The 18504-nt window shown below is 72.2% G+C and carries 14 protein-coding genes; 9 read left to right on the forward strand and 5 right to left on the reverse strand.

Annotated elements, in window-relative coordinates; translation table 11 throughout:
* Position 1: 1 nt before the first annotated feature.
* The 7 genes from ACFWGN_RS19315 to ACFWGN_RS19345 are packed head-to-tail and all read left to right on the forward strand — an operon-like array spanning position 2 to position 7498.
* Positions 2-1222: an inositol-3-phosphate synthase gene (locus tag ACFWGN_RS19315; RefSeq protein WP_377619170.1), complete on the forward strand. Its 1221-nt coding sequence runs from the start codon at positions 2-4 to the stop codon at positions 1220-1222.
* Positions 1219-2208, forward strand: coding sequence for an SCO3242 family prenyltransferase (locus ACFWGN_RS19320; protein WP_377619172.1), 990 nt, complete (start codon positions 1219-1221; stop codon positions 2206-2208). The genes ACFWGN_RS19315 and ACFWGN_RS19320 overlap by 4 nt, the downstream gene beginning before the upstream one ends.
* The gene (locus tag ACFWGN_RS19325; protein ID WP_377619174.1) at positions 2205-3149 is read left to right on the forward strand and encodes a sugar phosphate isomerase/epimerase family protein; all 945 of its coding nucleotides are present in this window, start codon (positions 2205-2207) and stop codon (positions 3147-3149) included. Before ACFWGN_RS19320 ends, ACFWGN_RS19325 begins: the two co-directional genes overlap by 4 nt.
* A complete protein-coding gene (locus ACFWGN_RS19330) occupies positions 3146-3934 on the forward strand; it encodes an EboA domain-containing protein (protein WP_377619175.1) in 789 nt (262 codons plus the stop codon). The genes ACFWGN_RS19325 and ACFWGN_RS19330 overlap by 4 nt, the downstream gene beginning before the upstream one ends.
* Complete coding sequence (locus ACFWGN_RS19335; RefSeq protein ID WP_377619177.1) at positions 3934-4812, forward strand: TatD family hydrolase; 879 nt, start codon at positions 3934-3936, stop codon at positions 4810-4812. The genes ACFWGN_RS19330 and ACFWGN_RS19335 overlap by 1 nt, the downstream gene beginning before the upstream one ends.
* Positions 4812-6095 (forward strand): metabolite traffic protein EboE, encoded by a 1284-nt coding sequence (eboE, locus tag ACFWGN_RS19340; protein WP_377619179.1) that lies wholly within the window; start codon positions 4812-4814, stop codon positions 6093-6095. Before ACFWGN_RS19335 ends, eboE begins: the two co-directional genes overlap by 1 nt.
* Positions 6092-7498, forward strand: coding sequence for an alkaline phosphatase family protein (locus ACFWGN_RS19345; protein ID WP_377619181.1), 1407 nt, complete (start codon positions 6092-6094; stop codon positions 7496-7498). The genes eboE and ACFWGN_RS19345 overlap by 4 nt, the downstream gene beginning before the upstream one ends.
* A 568-nt stretch (positions 7499-8066) precedes the next feature.
* Here ACFWGN_RS19345 and ACFWGN_RS19350 read toward each other — a convergent pair.
* From ACFWGN_RS19350 to ACFWGN_RS19360, 3 genes are read right to left on the reverse strand one after another with little or no spacing between them, the layout of a single operon-like run.
* A complete protein-coding gene (locus ACFWGN_RS19350; RefSeq protein WP_377619183.1) occupies positions 8067-8564 on the reverse strand; it encodes a hypothetical protein in 498 nt (165 codons plus the stop codon).
* The gene (locus ACFWGN_RS19355) at positions 8533-9654 is read right to left on the reverse strand and encodes a hypothetical protein (protein ID WP_377619185.1); all 1122 of its coding nucleotides are present in this window, start codon (positions 9652-9654) and stop codon (positions 8533-8535) included. The genes ACFWGN_RS19350 and ACFWGN_RS19355 overlap by 32 nt, the downstream gene beginning before the upstream one ends.
* Before the next feature lie 41 nt (positions 9655-9695).
* The gene (locus ACFWGN_RS19360; RefSeq protein WP_377619186.1) at positions 9696-10682 is read right to left on the reverse strand and encodes a hypothetical protein; all 987 of its coding nucleotides are present in this window, start codon (positions 10680-10682) and stop codon (positions 9696-9698) included.
* 1009 nt (positions 10683-11691) lie between these two features.
* On the opposite strand from ACFWGN_RS19360, the gene ACFWGN_RS19365 reads away from it, so the two are divergent.
* Positions 11692-11988, forward strand: coding sequence for a recombinase family protein (locus tag ACFWGN_RS19365; RefSeq protein ID WP_377619188.1), 297 nt, complete (start codon positions 11692-11694; stop codon positions 11986-11988).
* 24 nt (positions 11989-12012) lie between these two features.
* On the opposite strand, the gene ACFWGN_RS19370 is transcribed toward ACFWGN_RS19365, so the two are convergent.
* Positions 12013-15648 (reverse strand): S8 family serine peptidase, encoded by a 3636-nt coding sequence (locus ACFWGN_RS19370; RefSeq protein ID WP_377619190.1) that lies wholly within the window; start codon positions 15646-15648, stop codon positions 12013-12015.
* A gap of 320 nt (positions 15649-15968) precedes the next feature.
* Between ACFWGN_RS19370 and ACFWGN_RS19375 the strand changes: the two genes are divergently transcribed.
* Positions 15969-16649: a hypothetical protein gene (locus tag ACFWGN_RS19375; protein ID WP_191802129.1), complete on the forward strand. Its 681-nt coding sequence runs from the start codon at positions 15969-15971 to the stop codon at positions 16647-16649.
* Positions 16650-16656: 7 nt separating this feature from the next.
* Here the strand turns inward: ACFWGN_RS19375 and ACFWGN_RS19380 are convergent, their stop codons facing one another.
* Positions 16657-18279, reverse strand: a complete 1623-nt coding sequence (locus ACFWGN_RS19380; RefSeq protein WP_377619192.1) for an AMP-binding protein — start codon at positions 18277-18279, stop codon at positions 16657-16659.
* Positions 18280-18504 lie beyond the last annotated feature (225 nt).

Consider the following 18504-nt stretch of genomic DNA (forward strand, 5'->3'; position numbering starts at 1 on the left):
GATGCACCTTTCAGCCCACCAGTCGACGTGGAACCACGGCCGCACCGGCATCTGGTTCGTCGGGGCCCGCGGGTCGGTCGCCACGACCGCGACCCTCGGCCTGGCAGCGATCGCCTCGGGACTCTCCGCCCCCACCGGCTGCGTCACCGCGCAGGCCCCGCTCGACGACGTCGCCCTGCCGGCCTTCGCGGACCTCGTCGTGGGCGGCCACGACATCAGCGACACGCCCCTGGGCAAGAAGGCAGAGCAGCTCGTCGAGGCTGGCATGATCCCCTACCGCCTCCTCGAGGCCGTGCGCCCCCAGCTCGACGCGGTCGACGCGGACATTCGCCCCGGCTACGACGCGGCCCACCGCACGGGCTCCCAGGCCGCCGCGGCCGAGGCGCTCGCGGCCGACATCGTCGACTTCCGCGAGCGACACGGCCTGGCCCGCGTCGTGGTCGTCGACCTCGCCTCGACCGAGCCGCTGCCCGCGCCGACCCCCGAGCTCGAGGACCTGGACCTCCTGCGCGCGGCCCTCGAGGACCCCGAGCGCGAGGTCCTGCCCGCGAGCTCGGTCAACGCGTACGCGGCGCTGCTCGCGGGGGCCCCCTACGCGGGCTTCACGCCCTCGGCGAGCATGAACCTCCCGGCGCTGCACGCGCTCGCGGCCGAGCGCGGCGTGCCGTTCGCGGGCCAGGACGGCAAGACCGGCCAGACGTGGCTGCGCTCGGTCCTGGCCCCGGCCATCACGGCCCGCGGCCTGCGGGTCCTGTCCTGGGCGGGCTCGAACCTGCTGGGCGGCGGCGACGGCGCGACGCTCGCGGACCCGCACGCGGTCCAGAGCAAGCTCGTGTCGAAGAACCGCGGCCTGCAGGACCTGACCGGCAGCACGGTCACGCCGCTGCACATCGACAACGTCCCGGACCTCGGCGACATCAAGGTCGCGTGGGACCACATCCACGTCGAGGGCTTCCTGGGCTCGCGGCTGACGCTCCAGACGACGTGGAGCGCGTACGACTCGATGCTCGCGGCTCCCCTCGTCCTGGACCTGGCGCGTCTCCTGGCGCTCGCTGACGCCGCGGGCCTGTCCGGTCCCGTGCCGGAGATGGGCTTCTTCTTCAAGGACCCGTGGGGCTCGGACGTGCACTCGTTCGCCGAGCAGTCCCGTGTGCTGGGTGTGTGGGCGCACCGGACGAGCGCGCAGGCCGACGCGGCACAGGCTGGGGTCGACGAGCCGTGACGCTGCGCGACTACCTCGACCTGGTCCGTGCTCCTGCGGTCCTGTCCGTGGTGGGGGACACCCTGGCGGGAGCGGCTGCGGGTGGACGGCTCGGCCCGGCGCGCACGCCGCGTGCCGGGGACGTGCGGGCGTGGCGGCTCGGGCTGCTGCCCCTGTCCTCTGCCTGCCTGTACGCGGGCGGCATGGCGCTCAACGACTACGCGGACAGGGAGCTCGACGCGGTCGAGCGTCCCGAGCGTCCGCTGCCCTCGGGGCGCGTCTCGCCCACGCAGGCGCTCGGTGTCGCGACGGGCCTCACGGCCGCGGGGCTGACGCTCGCGGCGGCCGGGGGAGGACGCCGGTCGCTCGTCCTCGCGGTCCCGCTGGCCGCGAGCGTGTGGACGTACGACCTGGTCGCGAAGAACCACGCGTCCGGTCCGGTCGTCATGGCGGCCTGTCGCGGTCTCGACGTCCTCATGGGCGCAGGCGCCGGGAGGGTGCGGCCCGCCCTTCCTGCGGCCGCTGCGCTCACGGTGCACACCGCGGGCGTGACGGTCCTCTCGCGTGGCGAGGTCCACGGCACGACCCCACCCGTCGCGGCCGCGGTGGCCGCGGGCACGGTCGGGGTCGCGGGAGCCGTGGCGGTCGGCGCGCTGCGCTCGCTGCGCACCAGCCCGACGGCGGAGCCCGCCCTCGGGCGGTCCGGTGCGGGGCGGCGCGCACGCGCCGTCCTCCCGGTGCTCGCGGCGCTCGCGTCGGCCGGCGTCTACGCGGCCTCGTGCCTGCCGCAGCAGGCGCGGGCGGTCGGTGCGCCCGACGCCGCGAACGCGTTCGCGGCGACCAAGGCCGGCATCCGCTCGATGGTGCCGCTCCAGGCCGCGCTCGCCGCGCGCGGCGGGAGCCTGGGCTCGGTCGCGGTCCTCGCGGCGGTCGAGGTCGTGGGTCGCGCGCTGCGTGCCAGGAGCCGGCGCAGCACGAGCCCGAACCCGGGACTGAGCGAGTCATGAGCCCGTCGACCAGCCGCTCGGCCAGCCCCGGCGCACCGCCCTTCACCTTCGGGTACGGCACCAACGGCTTCACCGACCACCCGCTCGACGTCACGCTCGACGTGCTCGCGCACGAGGGCTACGGCGCCGTGGCTCTCACGCTCGGGCACCCGCACCTCGACCCGTTCGCGGACGACGCCGACGCGCAGGTCGCCCGGTTGCGCGAGCGCCTCGACGACTTGGGCATGCGCGTGGTCGTCGAGACCGGCACCCGCTTCCTGCTCGACCCGTTCCGCAAGCACCACCCGACGTTCCTGGACCCCGACGAGGACCTCGCGGACGTCCGCGTCCGCTTCCTGTGCCGCGCGGTCGAGGTCGCGGCGGGCCTGCGCGCCGAGTGCGTGTCGTTCTTCTCGGGGGTCCTGCCCGCGGGCACGACGGCGGACGCCGGCTGGGAGCGCCTGCTCGCCCGGGTGCCGCGCGTCGTGGCCCACGCCCGTGAGCACGGGGTCCGGATCGCGCTCGAGCCCGAGCCCGGGATGCTGGTGGAGACCGTGGGAGATGCCCTGCGGCTGCGCGAGGCCGTGGGGTCGCCCGCCGAGCTGGGCGTCACGGTCGACCTGGGGCACTGCGTGGTCGTGGAGCCCGACGGCGTGCGCGGCGCGCTGCTCGCCGCGGCGCCGCACCTGCTCAACGTGCAGGTCGACGACATGCGCCACACCGCGCACGAGCACCTGCCGTTCGGTGACGGAGAGCTCGACCTGTCGCTCGCCCTCGGCACGCTCGGCGAGATCGGCTACACGGGTGTCGCAGCCGTCGAGCTGCCCCGCCACTCGTACGACGCCCCCGGGCTCGCGCACCGCAGCATGGCCGCGATGACCGAGGCCTGGGCCGCGTGGAACGCGACTGACCGGACCCCGACGACGACCACCGCATCCGCACCCCAGGAGGCACTTCGATGACCACCCCCGACCTGACCGACGCCCCGGGCGCCACGACCCCCGGCGTCACAGCCGGCCACCCCGACGCCCTCGCGGGCCTGCTCACCGACGAGCAGGCCGCCTGGCTGGCCACGGCCTGCGGCGAGATCGCCGCGGACCCGGGCTCCGCCGGCGGGCACCTGGCACGCGCCGGGCGAGCCGTGGGGCGCACGTCCCTCGACCTCGATCTGGACCCCGCCGGGGTCCTGCACGGGACGCTCGACGACGCCGCGCGCGCCCGCCTGGTCGTCGCGCTTGCGAGCGTCCTGCCCGCCGACGGCGAGTCCCTCGCGACGCGCCTGACCGAGACCTACCAGCACGGCGACACGCCCGAGCGGCGCGGCGTGCTGCGCGGGCTCGACGCCCTCACGCTGGCGGGGCAGCCCGGCGAACGGCTGGCACCGGCCGTGGCGTGCGCCGGGACGGCGCTCGCGGCCGACGCCCTGCGCGCCAACGACCAGAGCCTCGTGGCGGCGGCCGTGGGGCCGTTCGCCGCAGCCCACCTCGACGACCACGCGTGGCGCCACGCGGTCCTCAAGCTCGTCTTCATGGGCGTGAGCCTCGACGCGGTCGCCGCGCTCGACGAGCGCGCGGACGACGAGCTCGCGCGCATGGCCCGCGACTTCGCGGCCGAGCGCCGGGCCGCAGGGCGCGTCGTGCCCGACGACGTCGCGCGCATCGCCCCCGAGGCCCCCGGCAGCCCTGGCACGCCCGACGCCCCCGCAGGACCCACGACCTCTCACGCGAACCACAGCAAGGACGCCTGATGCGCATCTTCGACCCCCACATCCACATGACCTCGCGCACGACCGACGACTACGAGGTCATGTACGCCGCAGGCGTGCGCGCCGTCGTCGAGCCCGCGTTCTGGCTCGGGCAGCCCCGCACGACCGTCGGGTCGTTCGTCGACTACTTCGACGCGCTGCTCGGCTGGGAGCGGTTCCGGGCCACGCAGTTCGGGATCCGCCACCACGCGACGATCGCGCTCAACCCCAAGGAGGCGAACGACCCGCGCTGCACCGAGGTGCTCGACGAGATCCCGCGCTACCTCACCAAGGACGGTGTGGTCGCGGTCGGCGAGGTCGGCTACGACTCGATGACCCCCGCCGAGGACGAGGCGTTCACGCGCCAGCTCGCCATGGCGATCGACGCGGCCCTGCCGGTCATGGTCCACACCCCGCACCGCGACAAGCTCGTCGGGACCCACCGCACGCTCGACGTGGTGCGCGAGTCGGGGATCACACCCGGGATGGTCGTGGTCGACCACCTCAACGAGACCAACGTCGCGCTCGTCAAGGACGCCGGCGCGTGGATGGGCTTCTCGGTCTACCCCGACACCAAGATGGACGAGCACCGCATGGTCTCGATCCTGCTCGAGCACGGCACGGAGCGCGTCCTGGTGAACTCGGCCGCGGACTGGGGCCGCTCCGACCCCCTCAAGACGCTCAAGACCGGGCGCGCCATGCTCGCGGCCGGGTTCACCGACGACGAGGTCGACAAGGTCCTGTGGCGCAACCCCGTCGAGTTCTACGGGCAGTCCGGCAACCTGCTGCTCGACCCCGTGCCCGGGTTCGTCGAGGGCGAGGCGCCCGCACCGGGCGCGAGCTTCGAGGGCAGCTCGGTGCTGCGCGGGGCACGGGTCTGATGCTGCTGTCCTACTGCACCAACGTCCACCCCGCCGAGGACCTCGACGGTGTGGTCGAGCAGCTCGCCCGGTACGCCGGTCCCGTGCGCGAGGCCGCAGGGCTCGACGTGCTCGGGGTCGGGCTGTGGGTGCCCGCCTCGCTCGCGCACCGGCTCTCGGCCTCGCCGCGCGCGGCCGACGACATGGCCCGGCTGCGGGCTGCGCTCGACGAGCACGGGCTGCAGGTGCACACGCTCAACGCGTTCCCCTACGGCGGGTTCCACGACGACGTCGTCAAGCTCGCGGTCTACTCGCCCACGTGGGCCGACGCCGAGCGGCTCGCCTACACGCTCGAGTGCGCCGAGGTCCTCGCGGCCCTCCTGCCCGACGGCGTGGACGGGTCGATCTCGACGCTCCCCCTCGCGTGGCGCGAGCCGGGCGGGGAGCCCTGGTCGCCCGCGCAGGACGCGATCGCAACCCGGGCGTTCGAGGACCTCTCGGACGGGCTGCGGGACCTCGCTGCCCGCACGGGCAAGGTCGTGCGCGTCGCGGTCGAGCCCGAGCCCGGCTGCGTGCTCGACACGGTCGAGGACGTCGTGGCGTGGCTCGAGGCCCGTACCGGCGGTGCCGACGAGTCCGACGGCGCGGCTGGTACCGGCCGTGCCGGGGGCATCGACCCCGCGTACGTCGGGGTCTGCCTCGACACGTGCCACCTCGCCGTCTCGTTCGCCGACCCGGCCGCGGCCGTCGCGCGGATCACGGGGGCCGGGCTGCGCGTGGTCAAGGTGCAGGCCTCGGCCGCGCTCCACGTCGCCGAGCCCTCGGCACCCGAGGCGCGCGCCGCCGTCGGGCAGTTCGTCGAGAAGCGCTACATCCACCAGGTGCGCGAGCTCGCCCCGAGCGGCGACGTCCTGCCCGTCGACGACCTGCCCGACGCCCTGGGCGACGGTGACGCGCGGCCCGGGCTGCCGGGGGAGGGGCCGTGGCGCGTGCACTTCCACGTGCCGCTGCACCACGAGCCCGCTGCGCCGCTGAGCGCGACGACCGACGTGCTCCGCGCGGCCGTCGAGGCCGTGCGCGCGGCGCCCCACGGCGACGAGGCGCACCTCGACGTCGAGACCTACACGTGGGCCGTGCTGCCGCCCGACTCGCCGGCGCTCGCGTCCGACGAGCCCGGCGAGCCGCTCGTCGCGGGCATCGCCGCCGAGCTGCGCTGGGCCACCGACCACCTCCTCACCCCCGGCGCTGCTCCCGGCCCGGTGGCCCCCGTGAACGTCCCCGCACCCTCAGGAGTCCCCGCATGAAGCCCGTGCTGCTGCTCGACGTCGTCGGGCTCACCGAGAAGGCCCTCGCCCACATGCCCCGCCTGCGCCAGATGGCCGCGGGCGGCTGGCAGACCCAGCTCGCGACCGTGCTGCCCGCGGTCACGTGCAGCGTCCAGGCGACCATGATGACGGGCCTCGCGCCTGCCCAGCACGGGGCCGTGGGCAACGGCTGGTACTTCCGCGAGCTCGGCGAGGTGTTCCTGTGGCGCCAGCACAACAAGCTCGTCGAGGGCGAGAAGATCTGGGAGGCCGCGCGCCGCTCGAACCCCGACCACCGGACCGCCAACGTCTGCTGGTGGTACGCCATGGGCGCCACGACCGACGTGACCGTGACCCCCCGGCCGATCTACCACGCCGACGGGCGCAAGTCGCCCGACGCGTACATCCGCCCGCCCGCGCTGCACGACGAGCTCACGGGGCGGTTCGGCGAGTTCCCCCTGTTCACCTACTGGGGCCCGACCGCCGCGATCGCGTCCTCGGCCTGGATCGTCGACGCGACCCGCCACGTCCTGCGCACGCACTCGCCCGAGCTGACCATGGCCTACGTGCCGCACCTCGACTACGACCTGCAGCGGTTCGGCCCCGACTCTCCCGAGGCCGACGCCGCGGCCGCCGAGCTCGACACGGTCCTGGCCCCGCTGCTCGACGACGCGGCCAACAACGGGATCGCGGTCGTCGTGGTCTCCGAGTACGGCATCGCCGAGGCGAACCGGCCCGTGCACCTCAACCGCATCCTGCGCCGCGAGGGCCTGCTCGAGGTCTACGTCCAGGACGGCAAGGAGCAGCTCGACCCGTGGACGTCCAAGGCGTTCGCGGTCGCCGACCACCAGGTCGCGCACGTCTACGTCGACGACCCCTCGCGGCTCGCGCGCGTCGCCGACCTGCTGCGGGGCGTGCCCGGCGTCGACGAGGTCCTCGACCGTGAGGCGCAGGCCCGCTACGGGCTCGACCACGCGCGCTCGGGCGACCTCGTGGTCGTCGCCGAGCCGGGTGCCTGGTTCACCTACTACTACTGGCTCGACGACGCCCGTGCGCCCGAGTACGCGCGCGGCGTCGACATCCACCGCAAGCCGGGCTACGACCCGGCCGAGCTGTTCTTCGACCCCGCCGACCCCCTGGCGAAGGCCAAGGCCGGGCTCAACCTCGTCAAGAAGAAGGTCGGGCTGCGTTACGCCATGAGCACCGTGCCGCTCGACGCGTCCTACGTGCGCGGCACGCACGGGCGGCTGCCCGACTCGGCGGCCGACACCCCGCTCATCCTGTGCTCGGAGGCCGAGATCCCGGCATCGGTCGCGGCGCTGGTCGAGCGCGGGGGGCAGGTGCCCGCCGCGGCGATCAAGGGGCTCGTGCTCGAGATGCAGAACCTGGGCGTGAAGGTCTAGGGCCCTCTGCCCCCTGGTGGGCACAGACCCGCTGCCCCCTGGTGGGCACAGAGCTGTCAGGACGAGCGTGAACATGGGGCCACGCTCGTCCTGAACGGTCCCTCGGTGTCTTCTGGACCCGGGGACGCCAGAAGGGCGCGACCCGTGGGGTCGCGCCCTTCGTCGTGCGCACGGTGCCTCCACTGAACCCGTCACGCGACACTGCGAAGAGCCTGTTTGCCTCCGCCCTGGCGCAGCTAGCCTCGGGCTTTCATGGCGGGGTGGCCTGACGTCCGCGTCGTAAGACACGAAAGCGCCCCTGACCTGGGAGTGTCGACGACGTGTGGGACTGCCCGACTAACAGACAAGCACGCCTCGGCCGATTGACCCCCATCGAATACGAGACCATCCTGACCACTCAGGTCGCACTCGCCGCCTGAAACGAACTGTCACCTACCCATCCAGCAGCCCCTTCCACGCCGACCTGGTCTCGCTGGTCGCGACCCTCATCAGCGGTCAGCCAGCGCGCGAACACGCGTCCCAAGGACCCCCAGGCCCCCGCACCACAGATCAGCCCCCGCACCACAGATCAGCTGTCACCTACTCGCGCAGTTGACCCGACCCGCCCACGGCGCACCAGGTACCCGATGAGCGTCAGAGCAGCAAGCGGGATGACCGGAAAGACCACGAACAGGCTCACCGTCTGAGACGCCACCGCACACTCCTGCCCCATGCAGCCGGAGTTCAGCTCCCACCACAGCGCCAGCGCCCACACCGCGACCGCGACACACGCAACGACCTTCGCCACGGCATCATGCGGCAGCGACCCGCGCTCGCGACGCACGGACTCTACGTCCCTGAACACCGCCACCACGCCAGCGGCGAGCAGCAGACCACCGGTGGTGACACACCAGACCCACCCGGGGAACAGCACGCTCATGAACAGCGTCACGTAGTCCACTGCGGCCACGCCCATCGCAGCGGCGAACACGACCCAGATCGCCGACCACGGGCGCTTGCTCGTGGCCGTGAACGGATGCCCGTCGATTTCCCGGCTAGTCGCACTCGGGGATGTCGACCTGTCCATGCTTCCCTGCCTCCGATACGTCGATCTGGGCTCCAGCGGTCAGCGCCGACTCGACCCAGGGGGTTTGAATGTCGTTGCTCAGCACGGTGAAGCAAGTCCGCTCCGGCAGGGTCATCTGCGTGTCGAGCTCGACGCCGTTGCACGCTGCGTGCACGGATCGTTGCGCGTTCAGCATCGGGTTGCCAGGGTTATCCGCGGACATCTTGTCCCACCCGGTCAAGGACCGGCACATCTCCGACAGGTACCCGACGCGTGACAGCGATACCTGCCCGTCGGAGTCCGCCTGCCACAACGCACGACCAGCGACCGTGGGATCTATGTCGTCCGTCGTCAGGCCGGTCATCTGGTAGTACGCCGCAGCGGAGTCAGAAGCCAATGTCCCAGTATTTAGACCGGCCGGAGCCGGCGAGGAGGACGTCGCGCCGAAGAATGCAGTCGCGGGCGCTCCGACGGGGAACGGCGTCCCGACCGCGACAACGAGATCGGGGTGTGTCGAACCGAGGTGTGCCGCACGCACCGAAGCGAACGAGTACCCCTCGAGGCGTTCGACATGCACGTTCTCGGTCTGCTCGATCTCTGCAATGATCTGCCGGTACCGTTCACCGGTCATGCCGGTGGGAGCCTGCTCGTCGAGGCATTCGTCCCTGACAGCATCGGCAAGGCCGGCGTCAGCCAGCGCGGGGTATCGGTCGGTCGCGCTGGCGAAGTACCCGCTCATCGCTGTGCGGCACTCGTCGCTGTACTCCGCCACGACCCACGGCTCGTCGATGACCAGCACGTTGTACCTGCGTTCGTGGGCGTCGGCGACGATCGCTTCGATGTCGCCCATGTGCCGCGACAGGGTCGACACACCTGGACCGCCGGGGTCGTAGATCATTGTGCGTACTGCGGCGTCGTCCGCGCGGAACAGTGCGTACCTCGTCTGGGCGTTGTCCACTTCGACCATCGAGCAGAAGTCTTCGACGGTGGTCGCGGGGTATTCGCACGAGTAGGTGGCGGTGTGCGCTGCGGGGCTCGTTTCGGCGCTGACGTCGGGCGGCCCGTTGGGGTCAGCCTTGAGAGCAATGCTGACCCCAACAGTTACGCCCACCGCAGCGATAGTTGCAAGGTAGGTGATGGTACGTCGTTTCACTAGCGGTTGTAGCCCCCGTCGTTCCACGTGGCCGAGTAGTTGTTGTTCGTGTTGATGCACGGCACCCACATGTTGCCGCGCGCTGCCGTAGTGAGCCACACGTAGTCGGAAAAGATCGGCTCAGTCCCGTTCGACGTGAACCGCGCATACGTGTCGACGTACTTCTGACCGGTCGCGTGACCCTTGTACCGGGTGCCGGAGTTGTAGTAGCTGCCACCGGAGACGTTCTCGATGCTCGCGCACGAGGTCAACGGGATCGTCACCACGCCGTACGAGAACTGACCGTTGCTGCAGTCGGCGCTGCCGGGCAGAGGACCGTAGTTGTACGGACCGCCGGTGATACGGCTGTAGTTCTTGTACTGACGGAACCGGATCGTGAACTCGTGGATCTCGCGACGTACGCCACTGGCAGCGGCCGCGAGTGTTGCCTTGGAGTACCGGTTGTAGATGTACGACGAGTTCGACAGCTTGTACTTCTCATAGCAGTCGTACACCTGGTCGTCGTTCGTGGAGGCAGGGGTGTTGAACCACAGCGTCCGGCAGGCCTCGCGCAGCGGTGTTCCCCGGCCCTTCATGTGCGCGACAGGTGGTGCGGTTCCGACGGCCTCTTCGGTCTCGGCGATCTCGACGCCGAACGCGGCGATGTCGGTGTCCTCGACAGCGTCGCTGACGACGGCGACGCTCTCGACGACGCTGCCATCGGGGATCACTGCTGCGATGTCGGTCCCGTCGACCTCGGTGGTCCACACCTCGACGTCGGAAGGGGCGACCATGCCGGAGGAGCGCATGGTCGAGTCGATGTGACTGTCGACAAGGGCCTTGGCCTGACCGGTGGCTTGGTCACCTGCGACCTGGTTGAAGTTCTCGGTGTTGACCGTGGCCGGCTCTGCGGCAGGACTGTCGGCCGGTGCTGCGAGGGCCGAGGTGGGGATGAGCGCGAGCACGAGGGTGAGGGCGAGCGCGGCGGAGGTTCTCTTTCGGTGCATTTGGTGGGTCCTGTTCGGGTGGCTAGCGGCCCGAAGGACTGACTTTCGATGAAAGCGGGACAAAACTGGCATATTTAGCAGTTCGGTGTCAAGCATTTGCTTAACTGCAAGGTGCACCCGGACGGAAGGTTGGCTGCAGCCAGGCACAGCGCTGCACCGGCAGGGCGCGCAGTGAGACCGCAGCCTTCCCTCCGCTACGGTCGAGGCATGCCTTACCCTCCCCGGCTCGTTCTTGAGCTGCTGCCGCAGTTCCGCGACGATGTGAAGGTCCGCAACCGTCCAGTGGAGCAGCGGCGGTTCGATGTCTTCGTGGCCGCGCAGTACACGGCCGGTCGTTCGTTGCGCGAGATCGGCGAGTTGACCGGGCGCACACAAACGGCCGTGCGTCGCAGCCTGGGTCGAAGCGGCACCCCGCACCCCGCACCCCGCACCCCGCACCCCGCACCCCGCACCCCGCGCGCGGCCGCGGCGCACAAGCCGTGGCGAGCGGTGACGAGAAGATCCGCACGCTGCGCGAGTTCACGCGCGAGGGGACGGTAGTCCACCGCGTCTAGGAAGGAGCGCCGGCCTTGCCAGCGCAGCCTGAGCGCGCCGCGCTGGCAAGGTCATGGACGGTGATCGGCTCAGCGTGGCTACAAGCCGACGCGCCAAAGTCTGAACGACGAGTCGACCAGCATCTTGGCCCCGTCGTCTGACATGGAAACGGTGTACTTGAGCGTCGATGGCGTCTGAGGTGACAGCGCCACGACCCGCGCCGCCCCAGACGAGATGACGACCCGGTAGGCAGAAAAGGCGCTTGCCGAGGGCGCGGCTGCGGAGGACATCTTTACGTTGCTCGTGACCGACACGTAGGCACCGTCTGCGGAGACGTTGCCGATCGCGTACGAAGGGGTTACGGGGGCAGTTGAGCCAGGGAGTGGCGTCGTGATTCTCTTGAACGCGTCCGTCGCGGTTCGGACGTAGACATCCAGGCCGCCGGCCTGGTGGCGTCGACGAGCGCGACGTCGTCGTGGAGAAGGCATCCGGCACCCGCGAGAACCGCCCCGAACTCGCCCGGCTGCTCGCCGGCCTGCGCCAGGGAGACCCCCTCGTCGTCACCAAGCTCGACCTTCTCGGCCGCTCCGCCGCGCACGTCGCGCGCCTCGTGCGTGACCTCGACGAGCACGCCGTCACGCTGCGATCACTCTCCGAGACCCTCGACACCTCGAGTGCGGCTGGACGCCTCATGGTCCACGTCCTCGCGGCCGTCGCGCAGATGCCTCCGGGGGGCGGGGTCGGCGTGACCTCGAAGTCACGCCGACCCTGAGCCCCCTCGCGAGGGGTCGAGACGTCAGCCGCAGCTGATCGCCTCGTACCCGGCCTCGAACGGCGTCGTGACCTTGACGCCGTCGATGATCGCGGTGCCCGTGACCGTCGCCGCACCGGCGTCGATCGAGACCGCGCGCGAGTTGAACGACTGCGACGCGGACTTGCCCGGCGCGACGTTCTTGAACGTCTTGGTCCCGAACGCCGTCTCGACCACGACGTCGGCCTTGACGTCACCGTCGTTGACCGCGCGCACCGTGACCTGCGCCTTGCCCGACACGCAGCGCGACTGCGCCGTGACCGAGAGCTCGACCGACGCGTCCAGGGTGGAGACCCCGACCGTCTGCCAGCGCTTGGCCGTCGTGGCGTTGTGCAGGTGCAGCAGGAGCAGCTGCCCCGTGCCGGCCTCGGTGGCCGCCGCGGACCGGTTGACCGTGAGCGGCGCATCGTCGGCGCCCACGAACAGGAGCTGTCCGCCGCCGCTGAACCAGTACGCCGGGTCGTAGGGGTCGCCCGTGAACGGTCCGACCCGGTCGATGACCTGGTCCGGCGACGAGGCGTAGTACGAGTACGTCGCGACGCTGAACGTCGGCACCGAGCCCGGGGCGATCCCCAGGGCGCCGAGCCGGATCGGGACGATCATGACGTTGTTGTCGAACACCGAGGTGTCGATGTCCCCCCAGACCGAATTGGCTGCGTCGATCGTGACTGAGGCCCCCGCCGCATACTGGCGCCCGCCGGGGGACGTCCACGGCTTGAGCGTGTAGGTGATCGCGACGGTCAGGTCCGAGTCGTTGTACTTCTCGACGGTCGTCTCGAACTCGGGCGACCCGTCGCCGTCGACGTCCGTCTCGACCGCCGGGATCACGTTGGTCCCGAGCGTGGCCCAGTCGCCGTCCATCGCGATGCCGATCCCGATCCGGCCCTCGGCCGGGTCGTCCCCGGCCGGGTCGTCCCCGGCCGCCGCGAACTGCGGTGCGCTCGACGAGAAGCCGACCGCCCGGATGTCACCGGCCGCGACGGCCGACGCCGAGGCGCCCTCCGCCGCGTCGGCCTCGAGCCGCGGGCTGGTGGCCTTGAGCTCGAACGGCGCCACGAGCGACGTCCAGCCGCCCGCGTCCACGCCCCGGCCGTCGAGGTCGAGCTCGGCGGCCGTGTCCTGGCCGACGAACGTGACGTCCTTGCCCGACAGGTCGCTGACGAGCTTGGGTGCCGCCTGGACCGGGACGCGCAGCTCGCTGCCCGTCGCCGGGGTCAGGACCAGACGCCCCGTGAGCATCCCGACGAAGTCACGCGGAACACCCGCGATCGCCTCGTCGGACGTCGGGTCGAGCTGCTTGGCGAGCGTCGCCGGGTCGGCCGTGAGGGTCAGCGTGACCGTGCGGGTCTGACCGGCGGGGACCGTGAGGTTCGCCGGGGAGACCGTGATCTTCGCGCCGCCCGCGGTGCTGGACGTCGTGAACGCGGCGGCGTACGCCACGGACGCCGAGCCCGTGTTCTGCACGTCGACCGTCTTGCGGACCGTGACCGGCTTGTCGGCCACGGGCACGATCCCGTAGGACACCGAGACGAGCTCGCGGTCCTGCGACGCGTACGCGAGCGTCGAGTTCTTCACCGCGTCGACCGCGTCCACCCGGCCCGACCCCACGCGCTCGGGGCCGTAGGCCACGCCCGTGCCGTCCTGACCCGTCCACACGTCGTGCGAGGCCGTGTTCATGACGGCCGTCTTGACCTGCTGGGCGCTGAAGCCTGGGTGAGCCTCCTTGACGAGAGCGGCGATGCCCGCGACGTGCGGCGTCGACATCGAGGTGCCGGACTTGATGCCGGGCTGCGTGAGCCGACCCGAGGCCACCGACGCGATCCCCGTGCCCGGTGCGGCGACGTCGGGCTTCACGATGCCCAGCGAGCCGTGCACCCCGCGCGAGGACCCCGCGTTGAGCGTGTCCCCGATGCCCGGGATCTCGACGAACGACGAGTTCGCGAACGACGGGCCGAGCGTCAGGACGACGCCGCCCGCCTCGATCGCCGGACGCAGTGCGTCGTGGCTGGGGCCCGTGAGCTGCGCCCCCGGGATGCCCGCGTTGCCCGCGATGCCCGCCGCGAACACGTCGAGCTCGGAGGACAGCAGCACGCCCACGGCGCCCGCGGCCTGGGCGTTGTTGAAGCGCGCCGCGCTGCCGCACTGGCGCGTGGCGTCGTCGTCGTCCCAGTAGAGGAACGCGATCTTGCCCGCCGTGGCCGCGGCCTGCGCGGACGTCAGGGGCGTGCAGCCGCTGACCGTGGCGCCGAGGAACGCGACCTCCGCGGTCACGTCCACGCCGCCCGCGTAGCTCTGCGAGTTCTGCGCGGGGTAGGAGCCTGCGACGCCTGCGGGAGCCGTGACCTCGACGCCGTCGAACGTCTGGGTGTCGCCCACCGAGTTCGCGACCGTGAGCGAGGTGCGCGAGTTGCCGGGCGAGCCACCCACGTCGGTCATGTCACCGGCGTTGCCCGACGCGACGACCGCGAGGGTGCCCAGGCGCGAGAGCTGGTCGATGAACAGGTTCTCCGGGTCGTCGGCCGGGGTGTTGTCCGAGCCGAGCGACAGGTTGACGATGTCGAGACGGTCCGACAGGTCGCCGTCACCGTCCGGGTCGGCCGCGTACTCGAGCGCGTCGATCACGACGTTGGTCGAGCCGCCCAGGTCACCGAAGACCTTGAGCGCGTACAGGCCGGACTCCGGCGCGGAGCCCGGGCCGACCGTCCAGTCGGAGATGTCCGTGAGGGTCGTGTAGTCGCCGTCGAACGTCTCGCCGTCCGCCGTGACGCCGTAGCCGCCCGTGGTGCCCGCGACGTGCGAGCCGTGGCCCGAGCCGATCGTGTCGAGCGAGTCGATGGGGTTCTCGTCGGGGGTGGGGACCAGCGACGTGCCCGGCACCCGGCCGGACGCGTCGTAGTCGTACCCGGCGAAGTCGTACCCGCCCAGGTACTTGGCGTCGTCGAACGTCCCGGCGGGGACGGGGTCCTGCCCCTTGTCGCCGTACGCCTCGTCGTACGCGGCCTGCGTGCCCGGACCGCCGAACCCGGCGTGGGTGTAGTCGATGCCCGTGTCGATGATGCCGATCCGGACGCTCTTGCCGGTGTAGCCCGTGCTCTGCCACGCCTCGAGCGCGCGCGTGAACGCGTCGGTGCCCTTGTTCGACGGCGTCTTGGGGATGATGCGGTAGACCGTGACGACCTTGTCGTCACCTGCCAGGGCACGGACCTGCTCGGCGTCGCCCGTCACGACGACGCCGGGGACCAGCCTGCTCGTGACCGACACCTGCTGGGGCGCGCCCGCGGCACGGGCGCTGCGGGCGTTCGTCTGCGCGGGGACGACGCTGTCCGCGAGCTGCTCGACGACTGCCTGGTTGTCCTCGACCTGCGCGGCGCTCGCGCCCTGCTCCGTCAGCTCGACCCCCGAGGGGGTGTCGAGCTGGACGAACGCGGTCACGGTCCCGGAGGACTCGGCGAGCGACGGGGCGACCTTGCCCGGGTCGAGCGCGAGCGACTCCGCGGACTGCGAGGTGAGGGTGGGGCCGGACGAGCCGGCCGGGTCGGACGGTGCGGACGCGGCGGGCAGCGTCGACGCCGCGACCACCGCCAGTCCTGAGACTGCAGCTAACAACGAACGGTGCTTCATCGACACTCATTTCCCCGGTGCGGACCGGTGGCGTTGAAGGTGCTTGGTGGTTCCCCCGTTGCGGTCGCCGACGGCTGTGTGCAGACGACCGTGCCTGCACGCTATAGGGGAAGCCGGGCGACCGCGCGTCGCACGGGCCCCGGGCAACCGATCCGGAGGTCGTGGGTGAACACAGGGGACAAAGGGGACACTGCTCCGACGTACCCCTAGGATCGGTGCGGGGGCGTGGGACGAGGTTGTCCCGCTGTCGGTCCTCACCCACGTGTCGGTCCTTCGCGAGGTCGCGAAGGCTCCCGGCCCACGCTGTGAAGGAGCACCACATGTCACGACGCATCACGCGCTTGGCCGCCGTCTCGGCGGTCGTCCTGGTTCTCGGGGGGATCGGCGGGGCACCTGCCCTCGCGAGCGGCCCCGATCTGACGTCGCAGGGATTCCCCACCGACGACCAGGTCTGCACGGTCATCGCGCAGCCGACCCCGGCCGGGCAGGACATCGCCCTGACCCCCGCGCCCACGACCGCGTGCTTCGACACGCTCGGCGAGGCGCTCGAGTCGGTCTCGGGGGAGCCCGTGACGGACCCGCGCGTCCTCGCGGGAGACATCACGGCCCTGCGCGGCTACGCGAACGAGCAGGCGGCCAAGGCGGCGGCCGCGCCCCAGACGGCGCGAGCGGGCGCGGTCACGACCGCCGCCGCGAGCTCCATGATGCTGGGCATCGCGTACAAGAACACCAACCAGACCGGTGGCGCCAAGGTCTTCTACGGCAGCAGCGGCTATGGGTGCATGACGGGCAACACCTACGGGTTCCCCAAGATGTCGACCTACCTGATGAACAACAACATCAGCTCCATGGCGACCTACGCCCGGTGCTGGTCGACGCTCTACGACGGCGAGAGCTACACGGGCACCACGACCAACTGCGTCCCGCTGTGCACGAGCCTCGGGTCCATGAACGACCGCACCTCGTCGATCGTCTTCCGCCCGGAGGGCAACATCGCCTGACCGGGACTCACGCCTGACCGCCGGGCACGTCGCTCGAGTAGCGACGTGCCCGGCCGTGTCCCAGGCGCGCCGGCGTCGTGACCGTCACGACGACGTCGCGGCCGATCCACTGCCGCAGTGCGCGCGCGGCGGCATCCGCTGCCCCCGACCCGGGCGCGCTGCCCGGACCGCGGCCCGACGGCGCCGCGCCCGCAGGAGCGTCCGGCACCACGGTCAGGTCGATCGTCCCGTCGGCGCGCTGGTGGAGCTGCCAGGCCGCGATCCCGGCCGCCTGCAGGACCTGGGTCGCGTCGACCGAACCGAGCCAGCGCCCGTCGGCGTGCAGGTAGCGCACGGGCGAGCGCCCCTCGAGGTCGTGCAGCTCGACCCGACCACCGGGCCCGTGGGGACGGACGATCCGTGCCCGGTCCCCCGTGCGGTAGCGCAGGAGCGGCAGGTACGGGTTCTCGTCCGTGGTGACCACGACCTCGCCCGGCGAGCCGTCGGCGACGGGCGTGCCGTCGTCGGACAGGATCTCGACCCAGACACGACGCGGCACGACGACGAACGGGCCGTCGTCCGCGCGCGAGGCCACCGCCCCCGTCTCGCGCAGACCGTACAGGTCGATCACCGGGACGCCCCACGCGGCCCGCAGACGGGCCCGCGCGGGCGGGGTGAGGTGCGCTGCCCCGCTCACGACCGCGACCGGGTGCAGCCCGAGCCCCTCGCGCGCGTCGAGGTCGGCCAGGGCCAGCAGGGGGAGGGGCGAGCTGCTGAGGACCTGCGGGTCGGTCCCGCGCAGGAACGTCGAGCGGTCGGCCGGGTCCCGCCACGCGCCGGGGTCGAGGTTCACGCGCGCCATGAGCGGCACGGCGGGATCGCTCGCAGCCCGTCCGGAGGCCGCGTCGAAGCCCGTCATGGCCGACGCGTAGGTGAACGCGGCCCGCTGGTCCACGAGGTTCACGAGACCCAGCCGGTCCTCGTGCGGTTCCCAGGTTGCGCCGGCGTCCCGGACGAGGAGCCGCAGGAGCGCGAGGTCGGCCGCGACCGCGACGGGGTGCAGCGGGACGACCACGGCCGCCCCGGTGCTGCCCGAGCTCGTGCCCTCGAGGACCCGGGACAGGTCCACGTCGACGGGCACGAACGACGCGAGGTCGGCCCGCAGATCGTCTCGGGTCACGGGGGGCAGGTCGTCGAGCGGGGAACGAGCGTGGCTCCGGCGCTGGTCCCGGGCGCGCCGGTAGCGCGGGACGACCGTGTGCGCACGCTCGACGAGGTCCGTGACCCACGCGGGGACGTCGCACCCAGTCGCTGGGTGGGAGGTACCGGTGCGGGCGTCACTGTCACCGGCGGCTTCGGCGGCTTCGGCGACCTTGGCGGCCCCGGCGGCCTCGGTGAACCGGCGCGCGGTCGCGGCGAGCACGGGCAGGTCGTCGGCCGTGAGCCGGTCGCCGGTCGCGTGCACCCAGACCGGTGCCGCCGGGTGGTGACGTAGCGCGTCGAGGTGAGCGGCGCCGTCGGGCGTGAGCGTGGGCCAGCGCTCGGCGTCGTCGAGCGCGACGTTGCCGAACGGTGCGTACTCGCCGAGCAGCGCGTCGGGGACGCCGCTCGGGAGGTCGGGCGACGGGGGTGCGTCGGGGGCGGGGGGCACGGGACTCCTCGACGGGAGAGGGACAGGTCGTCGCTGGTCGACGCCCTGTACGTGAACGGTCGGGCTCCCGCGGGCGTCCTGGCGATGCCGGCGGGGGTGGGCGGGTGGGGTGGGTCGTGGGGGGGGGCCCCCCCCCCGGGGGGGGGGGGGCCGCCGCACACCCCCCCCCCCCCCCCCCCGCCCCCCCCCCCCCGCCCGCGGGCCGGGCCCCCCCCCCCCCCCCGG

Source organism: Oerskovia sp. NPDC060338, from assembly GCF_042726295.1.
GTDB lineage: Bacteria > Actinomycetota > Actinomycetes > Actinomycetales > Cellulomonadaceae > Oerskovia > Oerskovia merdavium.

What these genes read in the sequence shown, in the direction of transcription:
- ACFWGN_RS19315 (WP_377619170.1), top strand. Translation starts at nt 2, where the DNA reads ATGCACCTTTCAGCCCACCAGTCGACGTGGAACCACGGCCGCACCGGC.
- ACFWGN_RS19325 (WP_377619174.1), top strand. Translation starts at nt 2,205, where the DNA reads ATGAGCCCGTCGACCAGCCGCTCGGCCAGCCCCGGCGCACCGCCCTTC.
- ACFWGN_RS19330 (WP_377619175.1), top strand. Translation starts at nt 3,146, where the DNA reads ATGACCACCCCCGACCTGACCGACGCCCCGGGCGCCACGACCCCCGGC.
- ACFWGN_RS19335 (WP_377619177.1), top strand. Translation starts at nt 3,934, where the DNA reads ATGCGCATCTTCGACCCCCACATCCACATGACCTCGCGCACGACCGAC.
- eboE (WP_377619179.1), top strand. Translation starts at nt 4,812, where the DNA reads ATGCTGCTGTCCTACTGCACCAACGTCCACCCCGCCGAGGACCTCGAC.
- ACFWGN_RS19345 (WP_377619181.1), top strand. Translation starts at nt 6,092, where the DNA reads ATGAAGCCCGTGCTGCTGCTCGACGTCGTCGGGCTCACCGAGAAGGCC.
- ACFWGN_RS19350 (WP_377619183.1), bottom strand. Translation starts at nt 8,564, where the DNA reads ATGGACAGGTCGACATCCCCGAGTGCGACTAGCCGGGAAATCGACGGG.
- ACFWGN_RS19360 (WP_377619186.1), bottom strand. Translation starts at nt 10,682, where the DNA reads ATGCACCGAAAGAGAACCTCCGCCGCGCTCGCCCTCACCCTCGTGCTC.
- ACFWGN_RS19370 (WP_377619190.1), bottom strand. Translation starts at nt 15,648, where the DNA reads ATGAAGCACCGTTCGTTGTTAGCTGCAGTCTCAGGACTGGCGGTGGTC.
- ACFWGN_RS19375 (WP_191802129.1), top strand. Translation starts at nt 15,969, where the DNA reads ATGTCACGACGCATCACGCGCTTGGCCGCCGTCTCGGCGGTCGTCCTG.